This window comes from Amycolatopsis acidicola (assembly GCF_007713735.2).
In the GTDB taxonomy this organism is placed as follows: Bacteria; Actinomycetota; Actinomycetes; order Mycobacteriales; family Pseudonocardiaceae; genus Amycolatopsis_E; species Amycolatopsis_E acidicola.
On the sequence record NZ_VMNW02000057.1, the window covers coordinates 1 to 21,214 of the forward strand.

At 69.7% G+C, this 21,214-nt stretch carries 19 protein-coding genes; 9 read left to right on the forward strand and 10 right to left on the reverse strand.

Features of this window, described 5'->3' with window-relative positions; translation table 11 throughout:
• Positions 1 to 603: 603 nt before the first annotated feature.
• The 7 genes from FPZ12_RS29715 to FPZ12_RS29745 are packed head-to-tail and all read right to left on the reverse strand — an operon-like array spanning position 604 to position 6,914.
• Positions 604 to 1,416 (reverse strand): NAD(P)-dependent oxidoreductase, encoded by an 813-nt coding sequence (locus FPZ12_RS29715; RefSeq protein ID WP_144760534.1) that lies wholly within the window; start codon positions 1,414 to 1,416, stop codon positions 604 to 606.
• On the reverse strand, positions 1,413 to 1,925 hold the full coding sequence (locus FPZ12_RS29720) for a DoxX family protein (protein ID WP_144760531.1): 513 nt from the start codon (positions 1,923 to 1,925) through the stop codon (positions 1,413 to 1,415). Before FPZ12_RS29720 ends, FPZ12_RS29715 begins: the two co-directional genes overlap by 4 nt.
• A gap of 4 nt (positions 1,926 to 1,929) precedes the next feature.
• On the reverse strand, positions 1,930 to 2,757 hold the full coding sequence (locus FPZ12_RS29725; protein ID WP_144760528.1) for an alpha/beta hydrolase: 828 nt from the start codon (positions 2,755 to 2,757) through the stop codon (positions 1,930 to 1,932).
• Positions 2,754 to 4,400, reverse strand: coding sequence for a thiolase C-terminal domain-containing protein (locus FPZ12_RS29730; RefSeq protein WP_208026070.1), 1,647 nt, complete (start codon positions 4,398 to 4,400; stop codon positions 2,754 to 2,756). Before FPZ12_RS29730 ends, FPZ12_RS29725 begins: the two co-directional genes overlap by 4 nt.
• 11 nt (positions 4,401 to 4,411) lie before the next feature.
• On the reverse strand, positions 4,412 to 5,785 hold the full coding sequence (locus FPZ12_RS29735; RefSeq protein WP_144760524.1) for a cytochrome P450: 1,374 nt from the start codon (positions 5,783 to 5,785) through the stop codon (positions 4,412 to 4,414).
• Positions 5,786 to 5,813: 28 nt separating this feature from the next.
• Complete coding sequence (locus FPZ12_RS29740) at positions 5,814 to 6,005, reverse strand: ferredoxin (protein ID WP_144760521.1); 192 nt, start codon at positions 6,003 to 6,005, stop codon at positions 5,814 to 5,816.
• Between the two features lie 42 nt (positions 6,006 to 6,047).
• Positions 6,048 to 6,914 (reverse strand): mycofactocin-coupled SDR family oxidoreductase, encoded by an 867-nt coding sequence (locus FPZ12_RS29745; protein ID WP_144760518.1) that lies wholly within the window; start codon positions 6,912 to 6,914, stop codon positions 6,048 to 6,050.
• Between the two features lie 195 nt (positions 6,915 to 7,109).
• Between FPZ12_RS29745 and FPZ12_RS29750 the strand changes: the two genes are divergently transcribed.
• Genes FPZ12_RS29750 through FPZ12_RS29760 form a run of 3 tightly spaced genes read left to right on the forward strand, consistent with a single transcriptional unit; the run spans position 7,110 to position 11,003 of the window.
• Positions 7,110 to 8,582, forward strand: coding sequence for an aldehyde dehydrogenase family protein (locus FPZ12_RS29750; RefSeq protein WP_144760515.1), 1,473 nt, complete (start codon positions 7,110 to 7,112; stop codon positions 8,580 to 8,582).
• Complete coding sequence (locus FPZ12_RS29755) at positions 8,579 to 9,787, forward strand: CaiB/BaiF CoA transferase family protein (protein WP_144760512.1); 1,209 nt, start codon at positions 8,579 to 8,581, stop codon at positions 9,785 to 9,787. Before FPZ12_RS29750 ends, FPZ12_RS29755 begins: the two co-directional genes overlap by 4 nt.
• A gap of 31 nt (positions 9,788 to 9,818) precedes the next feature.
• On the forward strand, positions 9,819 to 11,003 hold the full coding sequence (locus FPZ12_RS29760; protein WP_144760509.1) for an amidohydrolase family protein: 1,185 nt from the start codon (positions 9,819 to 9,821) through the stop codon (positions 11,001 to 11,003).
• Positions 11,004 to 11,477: 474 nt separating this feature from the next.
• Here FPZ12_RS29760 and FPZ12_RS29770 read toward each other — a convergent pair whose 3' ends face one another.
• Positions 11,478 to 11,672 carry a ferredoxin gene (locus tag FPZ12_RS29770; RefSeq protein WP_144755152.1) on the reverse strand — a complete coding sequence of 65 codons (195 nt, stop codon included), beginning with the start codon at positions 11,670 to 11,672 and terminating at the stop codon, positions 11,478 to 11,480.
• Positions 11,673 to 11,698: 26 nt separating this feature from the next.
• Complete coding sequence (locus FPZ12_RS29775) at positions 11,699 to 12,904, reverse strand: cytochrome P450 (RefSeq protein ID WP_144755155.1); 1,206 nt, start codon at positions 12,902 to 12,904, stop codon at positions 11,699 to 11,701.
• Between the two features lie 159 nt (positions 12,905 to 13,063).
• Between FPZ12_RS29775 and FPZ12_RS29780 the strand changes: the two genes are divergently transcribed.
• From FPZ12_RS29780 to FPZ12_RS29795, 4 genes are read left to right on the forward strand one after another with little or no spacing between them, the layout of a single operon-like run.
• A complete protein-coding gene (locus FPZ12_RS29780; RefSeq protein WP_144755222.1) occupies positions 13,064 to 13,714 on the forward strand; it encodes a TetR/AcrR family transcriptional regulator in 651 nt (216 codons plus the stop codon).
• Between the two features lie 22 nt (positions 13,715 to 13,736).
• The gene (locus FPZ12_RS29785; RefSeq protein WP_243770095.1) at positions 13,737 to 14,903 is read left to right on the forward strand and encodes an NAD(P)/FAD-dependent oxidoreductase; all 1,167 of its coding nucleotides are present in this window, start codon (positions 13,737 to 13,739) and stop codon (positions 14,901 to 14,903) included.
• Between the two features lie 13 nt (positions 14,904 to 14,916).
• Entirely contained in the window at positions 14,917 to 16,134 is a 1,218-nt protein-coding gene (locus FPZ12_RS29790; RefSeq protein ID WP_144755158.1) for a cytochrome P450, read from the forward strand.
• 6 nt (positions 16,135 to 16,140) lie between these two features.
• Positions 16,141 to 16,959, forward strand: a complete 819-nt coding sequence (locus tag FPZ12_RS29795) for an SDR family NAD(P)-dependent oxidoreductase (protein ID WP_144755161.1) — start codon at positions 16,141 to 16,143, stop codon at positions 16,957 to 16,959.
• A 5-nt stretch (positions 16,960 to 16,964) separates the two neighbouring features.
• Here the strand turns inward: FPZ12_RS29795 and FPZ12_RS29800 are convergent, their stop codons facing one another.
• Positions 16,965 to 17,501 carry a TetR/AcrR family transcriptional regulator gene (locus FPZ12_RS29800; protein ID WP_144755164.1) on the reverse strand — a complete coding sequence of 179 codons (537 nt, stop codon included), beginning with the start codon at positions 17,499 to 17,501 and terminating at the stop codon, positions 16,965 to 16,967.
• 135 nt (positions 17,502 to 17,636) lie between these two features.
• Here FPZ12_RS29800 and FPZ12_RS29805 point away from each other — a divergent pair, with 135 nt between their 5' ends.
• Together FPZ12_RS29805 and FPZ12_RS29810 are read left to right on the forward strand one after the other, a co-directional pair.
• Positions 17,637 to 19,208: a GMC oxidoreductase gene (locus tag FPZ12_RS29805; protein WP_144755166.1), complete on the forward strand. Its 1,572-nt coding sequence runs from the start codon at positions 17,637 to 17,639 to the stop codon at positions 19,206 to 19,208.
• A gap of 26 nt (positions 19,209 to 19,234) precedes the next feature.
• Positions 19,235 to 21,208 (forward strand): CocE/NonD family hydrolase, encoded by a 1,974-nt coding sequence (locus tag FPZ12_RS29810; RefSeq protein ID WP_144755169.1) that lies wholly within the window; start codon positions 19,235 to 19,237, stop codon positions 21,206 to 21,208.
• The last annotated feature ends 6 nt before the right edge of the window (positions 21,209 to 21,214 follow it).

The following is a 21,214-nucleotide window of genomic DNA, read 5'->3' on the forward strand; positions in this document are numbered from 1 at the left end:
GCTTGGGGGCGTGGGGACTTGGCGGCCGTGCGGCGGGTTGGTGGGTGGCGGTGCGGCTGGGCCCGAGTTTGCCGCTCCCGCGCGTGGGTTGGCCGCTCCCGTTGGCGTGTTGGCTGCTCCCGCGAGCGAGTTGGCTGCTGCCGTTGGCGTGTTGGCCGCTCCCGCGCGTGGGTTGGCTCGACTCGGTTCTCGCGAGGGTTGGGAGAGCAACGGACGCGCGCAGAGCGCGCTGGGTGCCCCTCCGCCGCCCCGATCCGCAAGTGTTTGTGGAGGCGGGGATTTGTCAAGGCGGGAAAGACTACCTTGACGAATCCCCGCCTCCACAAAGGATGGCTGAGGATCGAGGCGGCGGAGGGGCGTGGCCGTCGGGAGGCTCGCGTCGCGTCGCCGGGTGGCGGTTCCGTTCGCCGAGACAGGCATCGCGGTGACCTGGCAACGAGAGCCGACAACGCCCGATGGCCACACCCCTCCGCCGCTCCGATCCCTGCCGTCCTTTGCGATCTCGGTGCCGAGATCGCGAACACTCCCGGATCGGGGTGGCGGAGGGGTGCACAAAGCGCGCCCCGTGCGCGGCCGTTGCTGCCGCAGCGCAAGAGAAACGAATCACCTCGGCTGGTGCATCATCCTCAGGGCCGCATCGGCCGAGGTGACTACCGTCGAGTCTTCCGCGGCATCACCGGCCAGCTCCGCCACCAAGCCCACATCCTTGCGCAGCAACCCCGCTGCGTGTGCGGCCAGCCGCTCCAGGGAACCGCCCCCATCGACGACACGGCCCAGTGCGAAGCTGTTCGCCGTGCCGTGGGTGATCACTTCGCCGAGACGCTGCGGGTCGACGCCCAGCGCTTCCCCGAGGCCGAGTGTGCTCATCGAGGTCGCGAGGTTCGCCGTGAACAGGACGTTGTTCAGCAGCTTCGTCACCTGCCCCGCACCGACATCACCGAGGCGCACCACCGGGTTCCCGTACGTCTCGAAGACCGGACGGCATCGCTCCACCGCCTCCTCGGGCCCACCGGCCATCACCAGCAACCGCCCTGCTTCGGCGGCCATCCCGCCACCGCTCACGGGCGCGTCGATCAGCGTCACGCCCCGCTCCGCCGCGACACCGGCCAGGCGGCGGCACGTGTCCGGGTGCACCGTGCTGTGCACGGCGATCACCCCGCCGCGCGCGAGGCCCGACAGTACCGCCGTGACAACCTCTTCCACATCAGCGTCGTTCACCACGCACACGCACACGAGATCGCACATCGCCGCCAGCTCGGCGGGGGAGGAGGCCACCTTCGCGGACGTGTCGGCGTACGGCTCGAGCGAAGCCGGGCGCCGCGCCCACAGCGTGGTCGGATAACCGCCTTCGACGATGCGGCGCGCCATCGGGCCGCCTTGGCTGCCGAGGCCGATGAAACCCACGCGCGGACTCATGAAGTTCCTCCCACCGTAACGGGTGCGGGCCGCCAGAACGTGGCGAGCAGGCCGGCCGTCGCGACCACGGCGAGGCCCAGCGCGATCCCGCCGCCGAGCCAGCCGGTCATCTCGATACCCGCCGCGTGGTCCACCGACCAGGCGCCCGGCCCGCTGACCGCCAGCCCGAGACAGACCACGGCGAGCACGAGCACATACTCGTAACCGTCTTTGAACACGAAGAAACCGTTGCGCCGGTGAGCGAGCAGCCCCGCCACGAGCATCACCGAGATGATCGCGGCGCACGCGAGCGAAGTGAACAGGCCGAGGATCAGCAGCGCACCCGCCCCGATCTCGGTGACCACGCTCAGCCAGGCCTGCAGTTTCCCGTTCCGCAGCCCCAGCCCGGCGAACCACCGCGCGGTGCCTTCGATCTTTCCCCCGCCCAGCCAATGGTTCCAGCCGTGCAGGATCATCGTGCCGCCGACAGCCAGCCGGACCAGCAGCAGCGCGAGTACGGACGCGGTCATCGCCTCACCTCAGACATCGTTCCACAAAGGACAGAACACGGGCGTGGTAGTCCGGCGCGGTCAGGCCCAGGCTCAGGTTGTGCCCGCCGCCCGGCTGCCGGTTGACCACGACACGAGGCGAGCCGGTGAACAGGCTTGCGACCTCGGCCATGGATTCGCTGTCGTTGCGCCAGATCCGGTCGTACTCGCCGAGCGTGTACTGCACGGGCACCCGCACCCGCGGCGCTTCCAGCGCGAACTCGCGAGGAGCCCAGCGCGCCAGCAGCTCGGACTCGTACGCGGGCGCACGCGCGACGAACCGGGCACCGCCGAGCGCCTCCGGTGGATAGAGCTCCCTGGGTTCCCACAACAGTTTCTGCAACCCGATGGGCCCGGACCCGTTCTGCCGCGCGAAAACGACCTCCGCGGCCTCGGGCTGGAACCGGCGCCCGGTGCCCGCCAGCTCGACCCCGAGCAGATCGTCCACAGGGGACGACGCCATCCGGACGGCCAGCTCCGAACCCGCGGAATGCGCCAGCAGGAACAACCCCGCGCCGCGCTTCGACACCAGCCGGTCCACGGCCGCATAAGCGAGCTCGACGCGCTTTCCGGCGTCCCCCAGGTCGTTCCCCGCGAGAGACGACGCCCCATAACCCGGCCGGTCCAGCGCGACAACGGTGAACCCGCGCGTCGCGAAGAAGTCCACAAGGGACAGTTTCTCGCACCCGGGGTAGTGGAAGTAGGCCGCGCTCGCCGCGCCGCCGTGCAGGGCGACGACGACCGCGCGCGGATCCGGGACTTCCCTTACCAGCGCGGAAATCGGCACCCCGTCGACGTCGGCGGTGACCGTCATGAGGCCGACCGCAGCAACAGCACGCCACTCGGTGTCAGCCCGCCGCTGGTGACCACGGCGACCCCCGCGCCGGGAACCTGACGCTCCCCGCCCTCGCCGCGCAGCTGCGTGACGGCTTCGTGCACCAGGCCCATCCCGTGCGTGCGCCCGTGCGAAAGCTGGCCGCCGTGGGTGTTGAGCGGCAACAGGCCGTCGCGCGCGATGTTCTTGCCGCCGTCGAGGAAATCCCTCGCCTCACCGATCCCGCAGAACCCCAGCCCTTCCAGCCAGGACAGGCAGTTGAAGGTGAACCCGTCGTAGAGCATCGCCAGCTCGACGTCGCCGGGCCGGAGCGAGGTGCGCGACCACAGGTGCGCGGCCTGCCCGAGCACCTGCGGCTCGTGGTAAAGCGTGCTCTGGTCCCAATCGAGCCGTTCGACGATCTGCGTGCCCGCCGCCTCCACGTGCACCGGCGGCTTCGCGAGATCGGCCGCCGCGTCCTTCGCCGAGACGATCACGGCGACCGCGGCGTCGCACGGTACATCGCAGTCGTAGAGCCCGAACGGCGTGGTGATCATCCGGGCGCCGAGGTAGTCGTCCATGGTCATCGGCTCGCGGTAGATCGCCGTCGGGTTCAGCGCGGCGTTGGCGCGCTGGTTCAGCGCGATCCAGCCCAGCGTCTCCCGCGTGGTGCCGTAGCGGTGGAAATGCCGCCCCGCGTTCTGGGCCAGCGTGTGCGCCGCCGAAGTGGCCCCGAACGGCGCGACCCAGCTCGTGGTGCGGCCCGAAGGCGGCTCGATCCGGCCTGCCTTGAGCAGTTCGCCGTACGTGGATTCCCACACCGTCCGGAAACACAGCACGTGCCGCGCCAGCCCGCCCGCGACCGCCAGCATGGCCGCGATCAGCGAGCCGCCGGGCCCGAACGTCTCGCCGCCGCCGTTGTACCACACGGGTTTCAGCCCCAGCGCCGATTCCAGCGCGGTCACGCCGCCCTCGCTCATCCCGGACAGCATCCCGGCGCCGGGCCACGTGGACAGCCCGTCGATGTCCGAAAAGGACAGTCCGGCGTCGGCGACCGCACGCTCGCAGGCCCGCACGGTCAGCGAGAGCGGCGAGACCATCTGCCGGCGCCCGATCTCCGACATCCCGATGCCGGTGAGCGCGACCTCGTCCTCGTATTTCCGGGTAGTGCGCATCGGCCGCACCTGCCGGGCGACCTCCGGGGCCGGGATCTCCTCCTCCGGCAGTCCGGCCGGCTCCGGTTGTTCCGGGACCGGCCGGAAAAGCGGCAGCCACACGTCCTCGTGCCGCTCGAACACGACCTCCATCCGCATGCCGAGGACGAGGTCTTCCGGCTCGCACTCCACCGTGTTGGTGGTGAGCCGTACCCGCGGATCCTCTTCCAGCGCCACCTGCGCCACGACGTACGGCGCGGGCATGCCGGGCAGGCTGAACCGGTGGTTCACGGTGAACCCGACCAGCGTCGCGAACCCGGACACCTCGCGCGGCCCCAGCTCGATGCCCCGGCAGTACCGGCACACCGGCTGAGGCGGGTGGATCAGCGACGAGCAGGACCGGCATTCGAGTATCCGCAGGCGGCCGTCCTCCCCGGAACGCCAGAAGAACTCGTTGTCCAGTGTCACCAGGGGCAACGGCCTACCCACGAACAGCCTCCCTAACGGTCGATCTTCGCCTGTTGTTTCCGCCGGGTGATGGGCTCGGCGAGCCGTTGCTCGTCCACCACGGTCTGCAGCTTGGCGAGCGTTTCGTCCAGTCCGGCGCCGAGCGGCTCGCCGGGGGTGAACGTGGCGGGCAGCTTCCGCATGCCCTGGATCACCCCGATCGTCTCGTAGTGCACGGTGCCCCCGGGATCGCAGACGTAGTCCGGCATCCGGTCCAGCACCTGGGTCAGCATCCGCTTGAACACGGTGCGCGCGACGTTCGAGCCGATGCACCGGTGGATGCCGAGCCCGAAGCTGTGGTGCCGGTTTCCCTTGCGCTCCAGGTCGATCCGGTCCGGTTCGGGGAACAGCGCCGGATCCCGGTTCGCCATCGCCCAGGACAGCCAGAGCCGCTCGCCCTCCTTGAACCGCGTGCCCAGGATTTCGCAGTCCTGCGAGAAAGTCCGCGCGTCGCCGGGCGCGGGCGTGTAGAAGCGCAGGAACTCCTCGGTGGCGGAGTCGAGCAGCGTCTCCCGCTCTCGCGACAGCCGCGCGCGCTCGTCCGGGTGTTCGCTGAGCCATTCCAGCGAGTGCGCGGTGAGCGCGGTGGTGGTGTCGAACCCGCCGCCGATGATCAGCGCGAGCACCCCGAGCAGCTCGAGGTCGCCGGGTTTGCCGTCGTCGAACTCGACCTTGAGCAACGCGTCGATCAGGCCGGGGCGCGGGTTCTCGCGGATCTCGGCCAGCCGCCCGGCGAGATCCTGGAACAGTTCCAGCTGCTGTTCCCGCACCCGCGCCATTTCCGGGGTGTCCGGTGGCGTGTACACCGACGCGTGCGTCGGCTCGCAGTACACCGTCCAGCGGTCCAGCGGGATGCCCAGCATGGCCAGGGTGAACACCGCGGGCACGATGTTCGCCAGATCGTCCACGAAGTCGATCCGCCCGGACTCGATCTTTTCGTCGAGGCAGGCGCGCGTGACCTCGTCGACGAACGGCAGCCACCGGTTCACCGCGGCCGGCGAGAGGTACGGGTTGAGCGCCTGCCGGTAGTGGCGCTGCTTCGGCGGATCCATCTCCAGGAATCCGCCCTGCACCTGGCTTTGCTGCGACGGGATCGAAATGCCCTGGTAGCCGCGCCGTTCGTTGTTCACGTCGTGGTCGTTGGAGAGCACGTCGGCCGAACGGGCCAGGTCGAACACCTCACGCGCGCCGGCGGCCACCCAGTGCCCGCCGTAGGTGTCCGACCACGCGATCGGGCAGCGGCCGTGCATCTCCTTCGTGATCTCCTCGAACCGGCTCCGGTACTCGGGCCGGTGCCGGTCGAACGGATACCGGTTCTTCTTGCGGTCCTCGTCGGCCGTCCGGCCCACGGCGTCGTCCACGCTCACGGGAAAATCCTCTCCACGAAGGTTCGTCTCAGGAGATCGAAATGGCCTGTTCCGGGCAGGACTGCACGGCCTCGCGGACCTTTTCCTCCTGATCGGCCGGCACGTCCTCGCTCACCGGCGAGGAGTGGCCGTCCACGTCGTCGAGCTCGAACACCTTCGGGGCGATCATCGCGCACAGCGTGTGTCCCTGACAGCGCGCCTGGTCGACCTGCACCTTCACTTTTCTGCTCTCCCGTCGCGGTTTCGTGGTGGGATCCGGGATTCAGGCGTGGTAGTCGTACCACTTGAGGTAGCCGCCGGCGTCCACCCGGAGCTGCACGCCGGTGACGTAACGCGCCTCATCCGAAGCAAGGAACAGCACCGCGTTGGAGATGTCAACAGGCTCGACGTAGGGCACCGGCATCGCCTGCTGCACCGGGAACGCCTGGACGGCGTCTTCCCACTTCGGTTCGGCGAGATCGGGACGGAACGACCGGATCATCGGGTCGGCGTGCAGCATCGGGGTGTTCACGTTGGTCGGGTGGACGACGTTGGCCCGGATCCGGCGTGGCGCGAGATGCGTGGCCAGCTCGTGGATGAACTGCGAGAGCAGCTGTTTCGCCACCATGTAGGCGACGCCGCCGAGATCGGTGCCGGTCTGCTGCATCGGCCGGGTGATCATCATCGCCGCGGTGGACCCGGTGACGACGATCGAGGCGTCCTCGCCGAGGTGCGGCAGCGCGGTGTGCACCGCGTTGAGCACGCCGACGAAGTTCGTGCCCATCACGTCGGTCCACGCCTGCACCTGCTGTTCCGGTTCGGCCTTCTGGCCGATGATGCCGGCCTGCGCCACCACGATGTCGAGCTTGCCCAGCTCCGAAATCCCGCGCTCCAGCGCGGATTTCAGCTGCGCGGGCTCGCGCACGTCGGCCTGTTCGGCGATGATCCGGCTGCCGGTGGCCTCGACCAGCCGCACGGTCTCCTTGAGGTCCTCGGGGGAGGCCAGCGAGTACTTCAGGGACTCGAGGTCGTGGCAGATGTCGACCGCGATGATGTCGGCGCCCTCCTCGGCCAGCCGCACCGCGTGGCTGCGTCCCTGCCCGCGCGCCGCGCCCGTGACGAACGCGACCTTGCCATCGACACGTCCCATGTTCCGTTCCCTTCTCCGCGGCGCTGGGAAGAATCATCCTTCCAAATGCGAGAACCATACTCTCATCGGCCTGCGGACAAAAGACCTGCCAGTTCGGGCTGTATCTCGGCGGGCTGGGGCTGCTAGAGTGCGTATCGCCGACAGTAAGATTTCCGATTTGCGAGAACCTTGTTTCCAGCACCGCGAGGAGGCGGGATGCGCGCGCAGGACGAGACGCCGCCGGTGACCGGGGTCAGCCGGCTGCTGATCGACGGGCGGCTGGTCGGAACGAGCAGCACGTTCGGCTCCGTCAACCCCGCCACGGGTGAGGTGTTCGCCGAGGCGCCCGACGCGACGGCGGCCGAGGCGGAGGCGGCGATCGCCGCGGCGCGGCGTGCCTTCGACACCACGGATTGGGCCACCGACAAGGACTTCCGGGTGCGCTGCCTGCGTCAGTTCCACGACGCGCTCGTCGAGCACAAGGAAGAGCTGCGCGAGCTGACCATCGCCGACGTCGGCGCGCCGCGCGTGCTCACCTACGGCGCGCAGCTGGAAGAGCCGATCGGACTGGTCCGCTACTACGCCGACCTGCTCGCCGGGCACCCGCTGACCGAGGAGCTGGGCGAGAGTGAGGTGCGCGGCCAGAAGCACCGCCGCTGGGTGGAGCTGGAAGCCGCGGGCGTCGTCGGCGCCATCATCGCCTACAACTACCCGAACCAGCTCGCGCTCGCGAAACTCGCGCCCTCGCTGGCGGCGGGCTGCACCGTCGTGCTCAAGGGAGCGCCCGACACCCCGCTGGTCACCCTCGCGCTCGGCGAGCTGATCGCCCGGTACACCGACATCCCGCCCGGAGTGGTCAACGTGCTGAGTTCGTCCGGCAGCGAAGTGGGCGAGCTGCTCACCACGCATCCGGACGTCGACGTCGTCACCTTCACCGGCTCCACCGCCACCGGCCGCAAGATCATGGCCGCGGCGAGCGGCACCGTGAAGCGGGTTTTCCTGGAACTGGGCGGAAAGTCCGCGATGGTGCTGCTCGACGACGCCGATTTCGCCACCTGTGCCCAGTTCGCCGCCTTCACCGTGTGCTCGCACGCCGGGCAGGGCTGCGGCATCACGTCGCGGTTGCTGGTGCCGCGCGAAAAGCACGACGAGATCGTGGCGATGGTCGCGGCCGTGTTCCCGCACATCACGGTCGGCGATCCGGCCAGCCCGGACAACTACATGGGCCCGCTGATCAGCGCGAAGCAACAGGCCAAAGTGGACGGTCTGGTGCGCCGCGCGGTCGACGCGGGCGCGAAGCTCGTGGCAGGCGGCGAAAGCAGCGGCCCCGGCTTCTTCTACTCGCCGACGCTGCTGGCGAACGTCGATCCGGACAGCGAGATCGCGCAGGAGGAGGTCTTCGGGCCGGTGCTCGCGGTGATCCCGTACGAGGACGAGGACGACGCGGTGCGCATCGCCAACAACTCGATCTACGGCCTCTCCGGTGCCGTGCAGAGCGCGAGCGACGAACGGGCGATCGCCGTGGCGCGCCGCATCCGCACCGGGACGCTGAGCATCAACGGTGGCAACTACTTCGCCCCGGACTCCCCGTTCGGCGGGTACAAGCAGTCGGGAATCGGCCGCGAGATGGGCGTGCCGGGGCTGGAGGAGTTCATGGAGCGCAAGACGATGGCGGTGGTGGTCAAATGAGCGGGCCGCTGGACGGGGTGCGCGTCCTGGAAGTGGCGATGTACGGGTTCGTCCCGTCGGCCGGCGCGGTGCTGGCCGACTGGGGCGCCGACGTGGTCAAGGTCGAGCACGCGGTCACGGGCGACCCGCAGCGCGGGCTGCGGCGGACCGGGAAGTACGTGATCGAGGGCGACCCGAACCCGAACATCGAGCACGCGAACCGCGGCAAGCGCAGCATCGGGCTGGACCTCGCCAACCCCGGAGGCCGCGAGGTGCTGTTCGAACTGGCGGAGCGGGCCGACGTGTTCCTCACCAACTTCCTTCCCGGGGCACGGAAAAAGCTCGGCATCGACGTGGACGACGTGCGCGCGGTCAACCCGAAGGTGATCTACGCGCGCGGCAGCGGGCTCGGCCCGCGCGGCGCGGAGGCCGACAAGGGCGGGTTCGACATGACCGCCTTCTGGTGCCGCGGCGCCACCGCCGCCAGCATCACACCGTCCGATCTGGACAGACTGATCAACCCGCCCGCGCCCGCCTACGGCGACACGATCTCCGGCACCAACCTCGCCGGCGGGATCACGGCCGCGCTGTTCAAACGGGAACGCACCGGTGAACCGTCCGTTGTGGACGTTTCGCTGCTGGGCAGCGGGATGTGGGCGATGGGGCACGCGATCGCGGTCTCGCTGCACCTCGGGCAGCCTTGGGAGGCGCCGCCGCTGGACACCCACGGCGCGCCGACGAACCCGCTGTCCGGGCTCTACCGCACCGCCGACGGGCACCACGTCAACCTCGTGATGCTGCAGCCGGCGAAGTTCTGGCCGGACGTGTGCCGGCACATCGACCGCCCCGAACTGGCCGAGGACCCGCGATTCGCCACCACCGAGAAGATCGCGGAAAACACCCAGGCGGCCGTGGAGATCCTCAACGAGGTGTTCGCGACCAGGACGCTCGCGGAGTGGTCGGAGCGGTTCGCCACCCTGTCCGGCCCGTGGGCCCCGGTGCAGAACACCTTGCAGCTGCGCGACGACGGGCAGGTGCGGGCCAACGAATACCTCGTCAAGGCCGGTGAACTGGAGCTGGTCGCCAACCCGGTGCAGTTCGACGTGACCGCGCCGGTACTCGGGCCCGCGCCGGAGTTCGCCGCGCAGACCGAAGAAGTCCTGCTCGAGCTCGGGCTGGGCTGGGACCGGATCGCCGCGCTCAAGGAGTCGGGCGCGGTCGCCTGAGGCAAGCACACACAGCGAAGGAGAAAAACCCATGCCCTCACGCGAGGTGCCGTACCGGCTGTTCGACGCGGACAACCACCTGTACGAGACGGAGGACTCGCTCACGAGGTACCTGCCGGAGAAGTACCGGAAGGCGATCCAGTACGTGCAGGTGGACGGGCGCACCAAGATCGCCATCCGCGGCCAGATCAGCGACTACATCCCGAACCCGACGTTCGAGGTGGTCGCGCGGCCGGGCGCGATGGAGGAGTACTTCAAGAACGGGAACCCCGAAGGCAAGAGCCGCCGGGAGATCTTCGGCAAGCCGATGAAGTCCGTGCCCGCCTTCCGCGAGCCCGGCCCGCGGCTGGAGCTGATGGACGAGCTGGGCGTGGAGCGCACGCTGATGTTCCCGACGCTCGCGAGCCTCGTCGAGGAGCGGATGCGGGACGACCCCCAGCTGATCCACGCCGTGGTGCACGCGCTCAACCAGTGGCTGCACGAGGTGTGGGGGTTCGCCTTCAAGGACCGGATCTTCACCGTGCCGGTGATCAGCCTCCCGATCGTCGAGGAGGCGATCAAGGAGCTGGAGTGGTGCCTGGAGCGCGGCGCCAGGGCGATCCTGGTGCGCCCGGCCCCGGTGCCCGGCTACGGCGGGATGCGCTCGTTCGCGCTGCCCGAGTTCGACCCGTTCTGGAAAGTGGTGCAGGACAACGGGGTGCTGGTCGCCATGCACTCCTCGGACAGCGGGTACGCGCGTTACCAGAGCGAGTGGGAGGGCAACCAGACCGAGCATCTGCCGTTCGAGGTCAACACGTTCCGGATGGTGGGGGAGTGGCGTCCGGTCCAGGACGCGGTGGCGTCGTGGGTCTGCCACGGCGCGCTCTACCGGTTCCCGGAACTGAAGGTCGCGGTGATCGAGAACGGGTCCAGCTGGCTCACGCCGTTGCTGGAAACGCTTTCCGACATCTACAAGAAGGCGCCGAACGCGTTCCCGTCCGACCCGGCCGAGGAGGTCCGCAACCGGATCCACGTCAGCCCGTTCTTCGAGGACGACATGAGCCACGTCGTGGACGTGCTCGGCGTGGACCGGGTGCTGTTCGGCTCGGACTATCCGCACCCCGAGGGCCTGTCGGACCCGCTGACGTTCCTCGACACGCTCAAGAGCGTCGCACTCACCGAGGACGACAAGGCGAAGATCATGGGCGGCAACCTGGCGCGGCTGCTGTCGGTGTGAGCTGGCCGTTGGGCGTCGGTGAGTTGGCCGCTCGGGTTGGTGAGTTGGCTCCCGGCGTTGGTGAGTTGGCCGCTCGCGTTGGTGAGTTGGCTCCCGGCGTCGGTGAGTTGGCCGCTCGCGTTGGTGAGTTGGCTCCCGGCGTTGGCGTGTTTGCCGCTCCCTCGGGCGTGTTTGCGGCTCGCGTTGGTCCTCGGATCCCCGGCGGATCGAGGGTTGGTGTCGGCGGCCAACATGCGTGCGCGGGTGGCCAACTCGCGTTCGGGGGTGGCCAACTCGCGCGCGGGAAAGGCCAACTCGCGTGTGCGCCGGGAAATGCCAACTCGCGTACCGGGGCGGCCAACGCGCGTACCGGGGTGACCAACTCGTGCGCGTGGGTGGCCAACTCGCGTTCGGGGGCGGCCAAGATGTGTGGCGGGTGGCCGGGGGGAAAGCCCTTTCCCGGGGCGGCTTCGTTGCCGCCCCGGGAAAGAACACCTATTCGGCGACGGTGATCGCGCCTGCCGGGCAGACGCTGGCCGCCTCGCGCGTGGCGGCGTGCAGCTCCTCGCCGGGAGTCTCTTCGAGCAGGATGACGATGCCGTCGTCCTCGCCCTGGTCGAACACGTCCGGCGCGACGAGCACGCACGTGCCCGCGCCGCAGCACTTGTCGGTGTCGACGCTCACCTTCATGGTTTTCTCCTTGTCGGATAGGGGTTTCACCAGCGGACCGGGACCTGCTGCAGCCCGCCGACGATGAGTCCTTCGAGCCGGCGCAGGTCCTCGGCGGGGACGGCGAGTTCGAGCGTCGGCAGCTTGCGCAGCAGCACTTCCAGCGCCACCTGCAGCTCGGTGCGGGCCAGCGCCTGGCCGAGGCAGGAGTGGATCCCGGCGCCGAAGGACAGGTGCGGGTTGGGCGTGCGGCCGAGGTCCATCTCCGCCGCGCCCTCGAAGGCCTCCTCGTCCCGGTTCGCCGCGGCCATGCTGCACACGACCGTCGTCCCGGTCGGCACGACGGTGCCGGAGAGCTCGATGTCCTCCTCGATGAAGCGCAGCATCCCCAGCCCGGCGTTGGCGTCGAAGCGAAGCGCCTCCTCGACCGCGGTGCGCACCAGGGCCGGGTTTTCGAGCAGCCGCTCCCATCGCGTCCGGTCGGCGAGCAGCATCGCGACCATCTTGCCGATCATGTTCGCGGTGGTCTCGTGCCCGGCGATCAGCAGCGCCTGCCCGGTGGCCACGAGCATCCCGTCGGTCCACATCTCGTCGCCGCCGGTGATCAGCTCGCTGAGCAGGTCGTCACCGGGCCGCGCGCGCTTTTCGGCGATGTGGCCCGCCATGTACTCCCGGAACTCCGCCTGCGCGAGCCCGACCTCGTCGTCGCTGTTGCGGGTCATCGTGAGCATCACGTCGGACCAGTGCGCGAAGCGGTCGCGGTCGGCGTCCGGCACGCCGAGCATGTCGCAGATGACCCACACGGGCAGCGGGAAAGCCAGTGCCGCCTTGAGATCGGCCGGGTGGCCGCCCTTGACCATGTCGTCCACGAGCCGCCCGGCCATCGCCTCCATCCCGGGGCGCATCTTCGCCATCCGCTTGGCGGTGAACCACTTGTTGAGCGTGCGCCGCCAGCGCAGGTGACCTTCGCCGGTCTGCGGCAGCGTCGCGGACATCTCGCTGTTGAACACGCCACCCGACTCGTTGTCCGAGACGCGCGCGGCCTTCTTGTTGTGCGTCGGGCGGTTGAACCGCGGGTCGGACAGCACCTTCTTGACGTCCTCGTACCGCGTCACCAGCGAGGCCACGTCCCCGCTCGCCATCCGCACACCGGTGACCGGGGACTGCCGCCGCAGCCGCGCCCACTCCGCCGGTGGCTCCAGGGTGACTTCCGACTGGATCGGGAAGTCGATCAGCTGCTCGCTCTCGGTCATCGATGCTCCTCGCGCTGTGATCAAGTCTGCCGGTAGTCAACCAACTACCGCATATTAAATCAATCGCTTGACTTAGCTTAGCGGAAGCGGTTAACTGGTCACCGACCCGGGGCCGAGCCCGGGAAAAACGTGCGAGGTCAGGGTGGTGAGATGGCGGGCATGACCGCGAAAACACCTCGCGCGGACCGCGCGAACGCGACCAGGGAGAGCATCCTCGCCACCGCCGAACGGCTGTTCGCCGAGCACGGCGTGCACGCGGTGTCCAACAGGCACATCAGCGAAGCCGCGGGCCAGGGCAACAACGCGGCCGTGAACTACCACTTCGGCGCCAAACCCGATCTCGTCCGCGCCATCATCCGCAAGCACGCGGTGCGCACCGATGAGCTGCGTGACCGGCTGGTGGAGGAGACCGCGGGCTCGCCGCACGTGCGTGACTGGGTGGCCTGCCTGGTCCGCCCGACCACCCGGCATCTGGACGAACTGGGCAGCCCCACGTGGTTCGGGCGGTTCAGCGCGCAGGTCATGACCGACCCCGCGCTGCGCGAGATCATGGTGGAGGAGTCGCTGACCTCCGGCTCGCTGGTGCGCGCCGTCGAGGAGCTGAACCGCTGCCTGCCCGCGCTGCCGACGCCGGTGCGCGCCGAACGCGGGGAAATGGCGCGCGAACTGATGATGCACGTGATCGCCGAGCGGGAACGGGCGCTGGCCAAGGGGGAACCCACGCCGCGCGCCGACTGGCACGGCGCCGCCACCGGCCTGATCGACGCGCTGACCGGGCTGTGGCTCGCGCCGGTCACGCCGGTGTCCTGAACAACCGAAGGGGGAGTGCCCGTTGAGTGAGGACGTCCTGGTGGTCGGCGCGTCCGCGGCCGGTCTGTCCACTGTGGAAGCCTTGCGGCGCAAGGGGTTCGAGGGCGCGGTGAAGGTGCTGGGCGCCGAGGCGCATCTGCCGTACGACCGGCCGCCGCTGTCCAAGCAGATCCTGGCGGGCAGCTGGGAGCCCGAACGCGCCCGGCTGCGGCCCTCGGAGGTCCTTTCCGGACTGAACGCCGAGTTCCTGCTCGGCGACGAGGCGACGGCGCTCGACGTGGACGCCCGCACGGTCACCACCGCCTCCGGCGCCCGGCACACCGCGGGGACGATCGTGCTCGCGACGGGCGTGGTGCCGCGGATGCTGCCGGGGCAGCCGGAGCTCACCGGCGTGCACACCCTGCGCACCCTCGACGATTCTCTGGCGCTGCGTAAGGAAATGCTCGCGGCCACCCGGCTCGTGGTCGTCGGCGAAGGCGTACTCGGCGCGGAAATCGGGGCCACCGCACGGCAACTGGGCCTGGACGTGACGCTCACCGGCCCGCTGCGGGCGCCGATGGCGGGCCAGGTCGGCGAGTTCGTCGGCGGGCATCTCGCGGAACTGCACGAGCGCAACGGGGTCCGGCTCCGGCTGGGCACCGGCGTGACAGCGCTGCGCGGCGACGACGCGGGCCGGGTCACCGGGGTCGAGCTGGCGGACGGGGACGTGCTGCCCGCGGATCTGGTCGTGGTCGCCATCGGGGCCGCGCCGGTAACGGATTGGCTTACCAGCAGCCGGCTCACCCTCGACAACGGCGTGGTGTGCGATTCGCGTTGCCGGGCGGCGCCGGGGATCTATGCCGTCGGCGACCTCGCCCGCTGGTACCACGAACCGCTGGAACGCACGCTGCGGCTGGAAAACCGCACCAACGCGACGGAACAGGCGCTCGCGGTGGCGGACAACATCCTCGGCGCGGACCGGGCCTACACCCCGGTGCCCTACTTCTGGTCCGACCAGTTCGACGTGAAGATCCAGGTGCACGGGCTGATCCCGCCGGGCGCCGAACCCACCGTGACCGACGGCGACCCCGCCGAGGGCCGCTTCGTGGTGCGCTACCGCTCCGGCGGCCGGGACACCGGTGTCCTCGGCTGGAAGATGCCGAAACAGTCCCGCCTCCGCCGAGCCGACATCACCGATTTCTTCAGCTGAGGGAGCGAACCGCATGACCAGTACCGAGGCCACGACGACCGAGGTACCCGAATTTCCCATGCCCAGGGCGAAAGACCGCCCGTTCGATCCGCCGCCCGCGGCCCGCGCGACGCTGGCCACGCAGGCCCCGACGCGCGTGAAGGTGTGGGACGGCAGCACCCCCTGGCTCGTCACGCACTACGAGGACCAGCGCGCCCTGCTGCGCAGCCCGAAGGTCAGCTCGGACGCCCTGCGCCCCGGCTACCCGCTGTCCGTGCCGAGCACCGGACAGCGGTCCGCGATCAGCTTCATCCTCATGGACGACCCGGAGCACGCCCGGCTGCGCCGCATGGTCACCGGGTCGTTCAGCGTCAAGCGCATCGCGAAGATGCGCCCGGCGGTGCAGCGGATCGTCGACGACCTGATCGACGAGCTGCTGGCCGGGCCGAACCCGGTGGACCTCGTCGAGGCGTTCGCGCTGCCGGTGCCGTCGCTGGTGATCTGCGAACTGCTCGGGGTGCCCTACTCCGACCACGATTTCTTCCAGGACAACAGCAAGGCGATCATCAACCGGCACACCACGGCCGAAGACCGGATGGCCGCGCACGGCAACCTCGCCGGGTACCTCGACGGCCTGGTGGGGGAGAAGCTCGAACGGCCGGCGGACGATCTGCTGTCCGGGCTCGCCGGGCGGGTGCGCGCGGGCGAGCTGACGCGGTCCGAGGCCGCGCAGATGGGCGTGCTGCTGCTGATCGCCGGGCACGAGACCACGGCGAACATGATCGCGCTGGGCACGCTGGCGCTGCTGGAAAACCCGGCGCAGCTGGCCAGGCTCCGCGACGCGGACGGCCCGGGCCTGGTGTCGTCGGCGGTCGAGGAACTGTTGCGGTACCTGAACATCACGCACAACGGCCGCCGCCGGGTCGCGCTCGAGGACCTCGAGATCTCCGGGGTGACCATCCGCGCGGGCGAGGGCATCATCCTCGCCAACGACGTCGGCAACCGCGACCCCGACGTGTTCGAGAACCCGGACGAGCTGGACCTGACGCGTGACGCCCGCCGTCACATCGCGTTCGGTTTCGGGGTGCACCAATGCCTCGGGCAACCGCTGGCCCGGCTCGAACTGGACATCGTCTACAGCACGCTCTACCGGCGGATCCCGGCGCTCCGGCTGGCCGCGCCGCTGGAGGACATCCCGTTCAAGCACGACGGTTCCGTGTACGGCGTGTACGAGCTCCCGGTCGCCTGGTAGTCCACAATGGATACCGGACTCGCGGGACAGGTCGTGGTGGTCACCGGCGCGACGGCGAACATCGGCCGCGCCACCGCCCTCGCCTTCGCCGAAGAAGGCGCGAAGGTCGTGCTCGTCGGCCGGGACGAGCAGGCGGGGCAGCGCGTCGCGTCACTGGCGCGGGAGCGCGGCGCGGCGGATGTGCTGTGGCGCGCCGCGGATGTCACTTCCGGGGAACAGGTCGCGGCGTTGTTCGACGACGTGTTGGCGCGGTTCGGCACGGTCGACGTGCTCGTGAACAACGTCGGCGGGAACACGGCCGTCACCCCGTTCGAGGAATCGGACCCCGCCCAGTGGCGGGCCGATCTCGACGTCAACCTGATGAGCACGCTGAACTGCACGCACCGGGTGCTGCCGCGGATGCGGGCGGCCGGGCGCGGGCGGATCGTGAACATCGGCTCAGTGTCGGCGCTGATCGGGGACCCGTATCTGGCGGTGTATTCGGCGGCGAAGGGTGCGGTGCACTCTTTCACCCGGGTGCTCGCGCTGGAGGTCGGGGACGCGGGGATCACCGTGAACGCCATCGCGCCGTATGGCACCGTGCCGGAGGACCTGGCGGCGGAAACCAGTGCGGGGTCCCGGTTCCACCCCGACACCGGCATGTTCACCCAGGCGTCGAAGAGCCGGGTCGACGAGCGTGCCCGGTTCCGCCGCACCACTGCTTTGCCGCGGCAGACGGCGCTTCCGGCCGAGATCGCCGCCGCGGCCGTCTACCTGGCCTCGCGGCAGGCGGCTTTCGTGACAGGGCACGTGCTTCAGGTGGACGGCGGAGTGGTGCTGACGTAGCGCGCTCACCGCGAACAGGGAAAGAACCCGTCCAGGATCACGGCCACGATCCGCTGCGTGGCGTCCTCGTGGTGGGCGCTCGCGACCGCCGCCTCCACCATCTCGAACACCACCAGCAGGTCGCTGGGCTGCACGTCGGCGCGCAGCTCGCCCCGGGACTGCGCCTGCAGGAACTCCGGGGTGAGCAGCGTGACCAGCGAGTCCGAGTACTGCCGCTGGTAGCGCACGGGCAGCTCACGGAAGAAGCGCACCAGCGGCCGCCGCGCGATCTGGGTGGCCAGCACGGCGCCCAGCAGCTCACGGAACGAGCCGCCCCCGGCGTGGTGCACGGTGCGGCGCAACAGTTTCAGCTGCTGAGCGGCGACGGCGAGGCCGAGGGAACGCTGATCCGGGAAATGCCGGTACACGGTGGCGCGGCCGAGCCGGGCGCGCCGCGCGATTTCCGCCAGCGGCACGATTTCGGAACCCTGCGCGTAAGCCTCCTCGGCCACTCGCAGGATCTTCTCCCGGTTGAGACGCGCGTCGGTGCGGTGGGGGCTCAACGCCGACGTCTTCCCTGAGTCCGCACCGGCCGAATGCTACTGGCGAGTAGTGAGATCCGCAAATCGTTCCTTGTCTCGGTTCCGCTCCTTAAACTCCGGCTCGTCCGGCAAGTTCCGCCAAGGAAGGACCGCTTCATGTCAGTCGTGCACCGGCGTACCGTCCTCAAGGGGGCCGCGGCCGCCACCGGCCTGTCCCTGCTGCCCGCCACGGCGGGCGCGGCGAGCCGTGTCCCGGTGACGACCGAGGAACGCCGGGTCGTCATCGTCGGGTCCGGCTTCGGCGGCGGGGTCTCCGCGCTGCGGCTCGCGCAAGCCGGCGTGCCGGTCCTGGTGCTGGAGCGCGGGATCCGCTGGCCGAGCGGCCCGAACGCCGAGACGTTCCCGCATCCGACGTCGCCCGACAAGCGCATCTTCTGGCTGGGCTCGGAACCGAACCTGTTCAACCTCGTCTCGTTCCCGTTCCCGCGCTACACCGGCCTGCTGGAACGCGTCGCGGGCAACGGGATGGACATGATGGTCGCGGCCGGGGTCGGCGGCGGATCCCTGATCTACCAGGGTATGACGCTCCAGCCGGCGCGGGACGTGTTCAACGCGAACCTGCCCGAGCAACTGGACTACGACCGGATGGACCAGGTCTACTACCCGCGCGTCGCCGGGATGCTGCAGGTCGAGACCGCGCCCGACGAGCTGATCGACAGCCCGACGTACAAGGCGTCCCGCGTGTTCGCCCGCAACACGAAGCAGGCGGGCTACCCACTGCAAAAGATCCCGATGCCGATCGACTGGGACTACGCGCTGCGCGAGCTCAAGGGCGAGATGAAAGCGTCCTACACCAACGGCGACTGCAGCCTCGGCGTCAACAACGGCGGCAAGCATTCCGTCGACGTCACCTACCTCGCCGCCGCGGAGGCCACCGGCAACTGCGAGATCGCGACCCTGCACAACGTCACCGGCGTCGCGCTGGCCAAGGACGGGCGCTGGCGGATCGAGGCCGACCGCATCACCACCGACGGCACGGTGGTGGAGAAGAAGATCTTCCTCGCCAACGCGCTGGTGATGGGCGCGGGCACGGCGGGCACCACGCGGCTGCTGATGCGCGCGGCCGCCACCGGCTCGATCCCGGACCTGCCCGACGGGCTCGGCACGAACTGGGGCTCCAACGGCGACCAGATCTACACCTGGACGAACTTCGCCGACGATTTCGGGGCCCCGCAAGGAGGTCCGGTCGTCTACGGCAGCCTGGAATGGGACGACCCGGAGCGGGCCAACACCGTCATCCAGGCTTCGCTCCCGCCGCTGCCGGACCTGCACACCACGATGCTCGTCGGCTACGGCGTCAGCCAGGGGCGCGGCCATTTCGTGTACGACGCGGCCAAGGACGACGCTGTCCTGCACTGGTCGGGCAATCCGGACGGCCCGCTGGCGAGCCGGATCGAGCAGCGCGTCAGCGACATCGGCGGAGCGGCGTCGGTCCGGCTCGACACCACGACGATCGCGCCCAGCACGTGGCATCCGCTCGGCGGCGCGTCGATGGACCTCGTGTGCGACCTCGAAGGGCGCGTGCAAGGACATCGCGGGCTGTATGTGCTCGACGGCGCGCTGATGCCGGGCAACACGGCCGCGTGCAACCCGTCCATGACGATCGCGGCCGTCGCCGAGCGGGCGCTGGACGACATCGTCGCCAACGACGTCGGTACCGTCTTCTGATCACCGTCCACTGTGGAGGCTCAACGATGAGGTCCGCTCTCGCGCTCGTGGCCGTGCTCGCCGCCGGTGTGCTCACCGGCCCCGCGGCCGTCGCCGTCACGCCGCCGGATCCGGTCCAGGAGGCCATCGACGCCAGCGCGGCGCCGGGGCATTCCTGGACGCCGGGTCCCGCGGAGTACGGCGAGTCGAAGCAGGAGAACGTGCCGGTCACGATGGCCGACGGCACCGTGCTGCGCGCGACGGTCGACACTCCGCTGGACAAGGCGACCGGGCAGCCCGCGGCCGGCCCGTTCCCGGTGCTGCTGACGCAAACGCCGTACGGGAACCAGCTCGCGGGCCAGCTCGGGTCCTCGGCTGTCGGGGTGGACCCGTACTTCGTCTCGCACGGCTACATCGACGTCTCGGTCGACGTGCGCGGCACCGGGAACTCGGCGGGCAGTTTCGACCTGTTCGACACGCAGCAGACCCAGGACGCGGTCGCGATGGTGAACTGGGCCGCCGGACTGCCGCACGCCAATGGCACCGTCGGCCTGCACGGGGCTTCCTACCTCGGGATCAACCAGCTGTTCACGGCCGCCGCGGTGGGGAAGAACTCGCCGCTGAAGGCGATCTTCCCGCTCATCGCGGCCAACGACACCTACCGCGACACCGCGTTCATGGGCGGCATCCCGGACGCGGAGTTCGACCTCGCGTACCTCGGGGCGCTGCTGCCGCTGGTGAACCTGCTCAACCCGGCGGTCGCGTTCCTGCGGAACCCGGCGGACCTGCTCTCGTCCGCGCAGGTTCTGGCGCAGCACCTGCAAAGCACGGTCAGCAACAATCTGCTGTTCCTCGCGCAGGCGTATCTCGGCGGGCCGAACTCGTACGACAACCAGTACTGGCACGACCGCGCGCCGCAGAACGTGCTGCGGAACGTGGTGGCGAACGGCATCCCGGCCTACCTCGTGGGCGGGGAGCACGACATCTTCCAGCGCGGCGAGCCGTTGAACTACGCGGCACTGCAGAACGCCTGGGCCGGAAAGCCGACGACAGCGCCGATGTCGGCGGGCCAGCCGGTCACCGGCCGGTACCAGCTGCTCGACGGCGACTACACGCACCTCCAGCTCGCGGTCAACGCCTCGGCGCTGGAGGAGCTGCAGCTGAAGTGGTTCGACACCTGGCTCAAGGGCGCCGACACCGGTATGGGCGAGACGCGGACCCCGTTGCACTACTACGACATCGGCACCGGGCACTACGCGCAGACCACGACGTACCCGCTGACCGGCGCGAAGCCGACGACGTACTACTTCTCCGGTGAGCGAAGCGGGACAGCGCCGTCCCGCAACGACGGCACGCTGACCACGACGGCGCCGCTTGCCGGCGCGGACCAGGTGTCGTGGGCGCCGGTCAGCTCGTCGATCTGCGACCGGTCGGCCGATCAGTGGATCATGGGCGCGGTCTCGCTGCTGACCGCGAACCTGCCCAGCCCGGTGCCGTGCCTTGACGACGATCGCGCCGCGCAGACCGGGCCGACGGCGCTCACTTACACGACGGAACCGATGTCCGGAGCGACAACCCTGGCCGGCCCGATTTCGGCGACCTTGTACGCCTCCGCGACCACGACGCAGACGGAGTGGGTGGTCAACGTCGAGGACGTCGCCCCGGACGGCACTTCGAAGCCGCTCACCGAAGGCGCGCTGCTGGGCTCGGCGCGCGCGGTGGACTCGTCGCGCTCGTGGACCGTCGACGGGAAGACCGTGCTGCCCTACCACCCCTACACGGCGGAAGCGGAAAAACCGGTGGTTCCCGGCGCGGTGACGAAATACGACGTGGAGGTTTTCCCGACGTACGCCACCATCGCGGCCGGGCACCGGGTACGGGTCACGGTGAACACCAACGACTTCCCGCATCTGCTGCCGACTCCGCCGCAGCTGCTGAGCCTGCTCGGGGGCGGCTATCAGGTCCAGCACACGGCGGCGCATCCGTCGTCGGTCACGTTGCCGCTGATCAGCGCTTCGTGAGTGCAC

What these genes read in the sequence shown, in the direction of transcription:
- FPZ12_RS29750 (WP_144760515.1), top strand. Translation starts at nt 7,110, where the DNA reads ATGCGCGCGCAGGACGAGACGCCGCCGGTGACCGGGGTCAGCCGGCTG.
- FPZ12_RS29770 (WP_144755152.1), bottom strand. Translation starts at nt 11,672, where the DNA reads ATGAAGGTGAGCGTCGACACCGACAAGTGCTGCGGCGCGGGCACGTGC.
- FPZ12_RS29795 (WP_144755161.1), top strand. Translation starts at nt 16,141, where the DNA reads ATGGATACCGGACTCGCGGGACAGGTCGTGGTGGTCACCGGCGCGACG.
- FPZ12_RS29725 (WP_144760528.1), bottom strand. Translation starts at nt 2,757, where the DNA reads ATGACGGTCACCGCCGACGTCGACGGGGTGCCGATTTCCGCGCTGGTA.
- FPZ12_RS29805 (WP_144755166.1), top strand. Translation starts at nt 17,637, where the DNA reads ATGTCAGTCGTGCACCGGCGTACCGTCCTCAAGGGGGCCGCGGCCGCC.
- FPZ12_RS29760 (WP_144760509.1), top strand. Translation starts at nt 9,819, where the DNA reads ATGCCCTCACGCGAGGTGCCGTACCGGCTGTTCGACGCGGACAACCAC.
- FPZ12_RS29790 (WP_144755158.1), top strand. Translation starts at nt 14,917, where the DNA reads ATGACCAGTACCGAGGCCACGACGACCGAGGTACCCGAATTTCCCATG.
- FPZ12_RS29745 (WP_144760518.1), bottom strand. Translation starts at nt 6,914, where the DNA reads ATGGGACGTGTCGATGGCAAGGTCGCGTTCGTCACGGGCGCGGCGCGC.
- FPZ12_RS29775 (WP_144755155.1), bottom strand. Translation starts at nt 12,904, where the DNA reads ATGACCGAGAGCGAGCAGCTGATCGACTTCCCGATCCAGTCGGAAGTC.
- FPZ12_RS29715 (WP_144760534.1), bottom strand. Translation starts at nt 1,416, where the DNA reads ATGAGTCCGCGCGTGGGTTTCATCGGCCTCGGCAGCCAAGGCGGCCCG.
- FPZ12_RS29720 (WP_144760531.1), bottom strand. Translation starts at nt 1,925, where the DNA reads ATGACCGCGTCCGTACTCGCGCTGCTGCTGGTCCGGCTGGCTGTCGGC.
- FPZ12_RS29810 (WP_144755169.1), top strand. Translation starts at nt 19,235, where the DNA reads ATGAGGTCCGCTCTCGCGCTCGTGGCCGTGCTCGCCGCCGGTGTGCTC.
- FPZ12_RS29780 (WP_144755222.1), top strand. Translation starts at nt 13,064, where the DNA reads ATGACCGCGAAAACACCTCGCGCGGACCGCGCGAACGCGACCAGGGAG.
- FPZ12_RS29755 (WP_144760512.1), top strand. Translation starts at nt 8,579, where the DNA reads ATGAGCGGGCCGCTGGACGGGGTGCGCGTCCTGGAAGTGGCGATGTAC.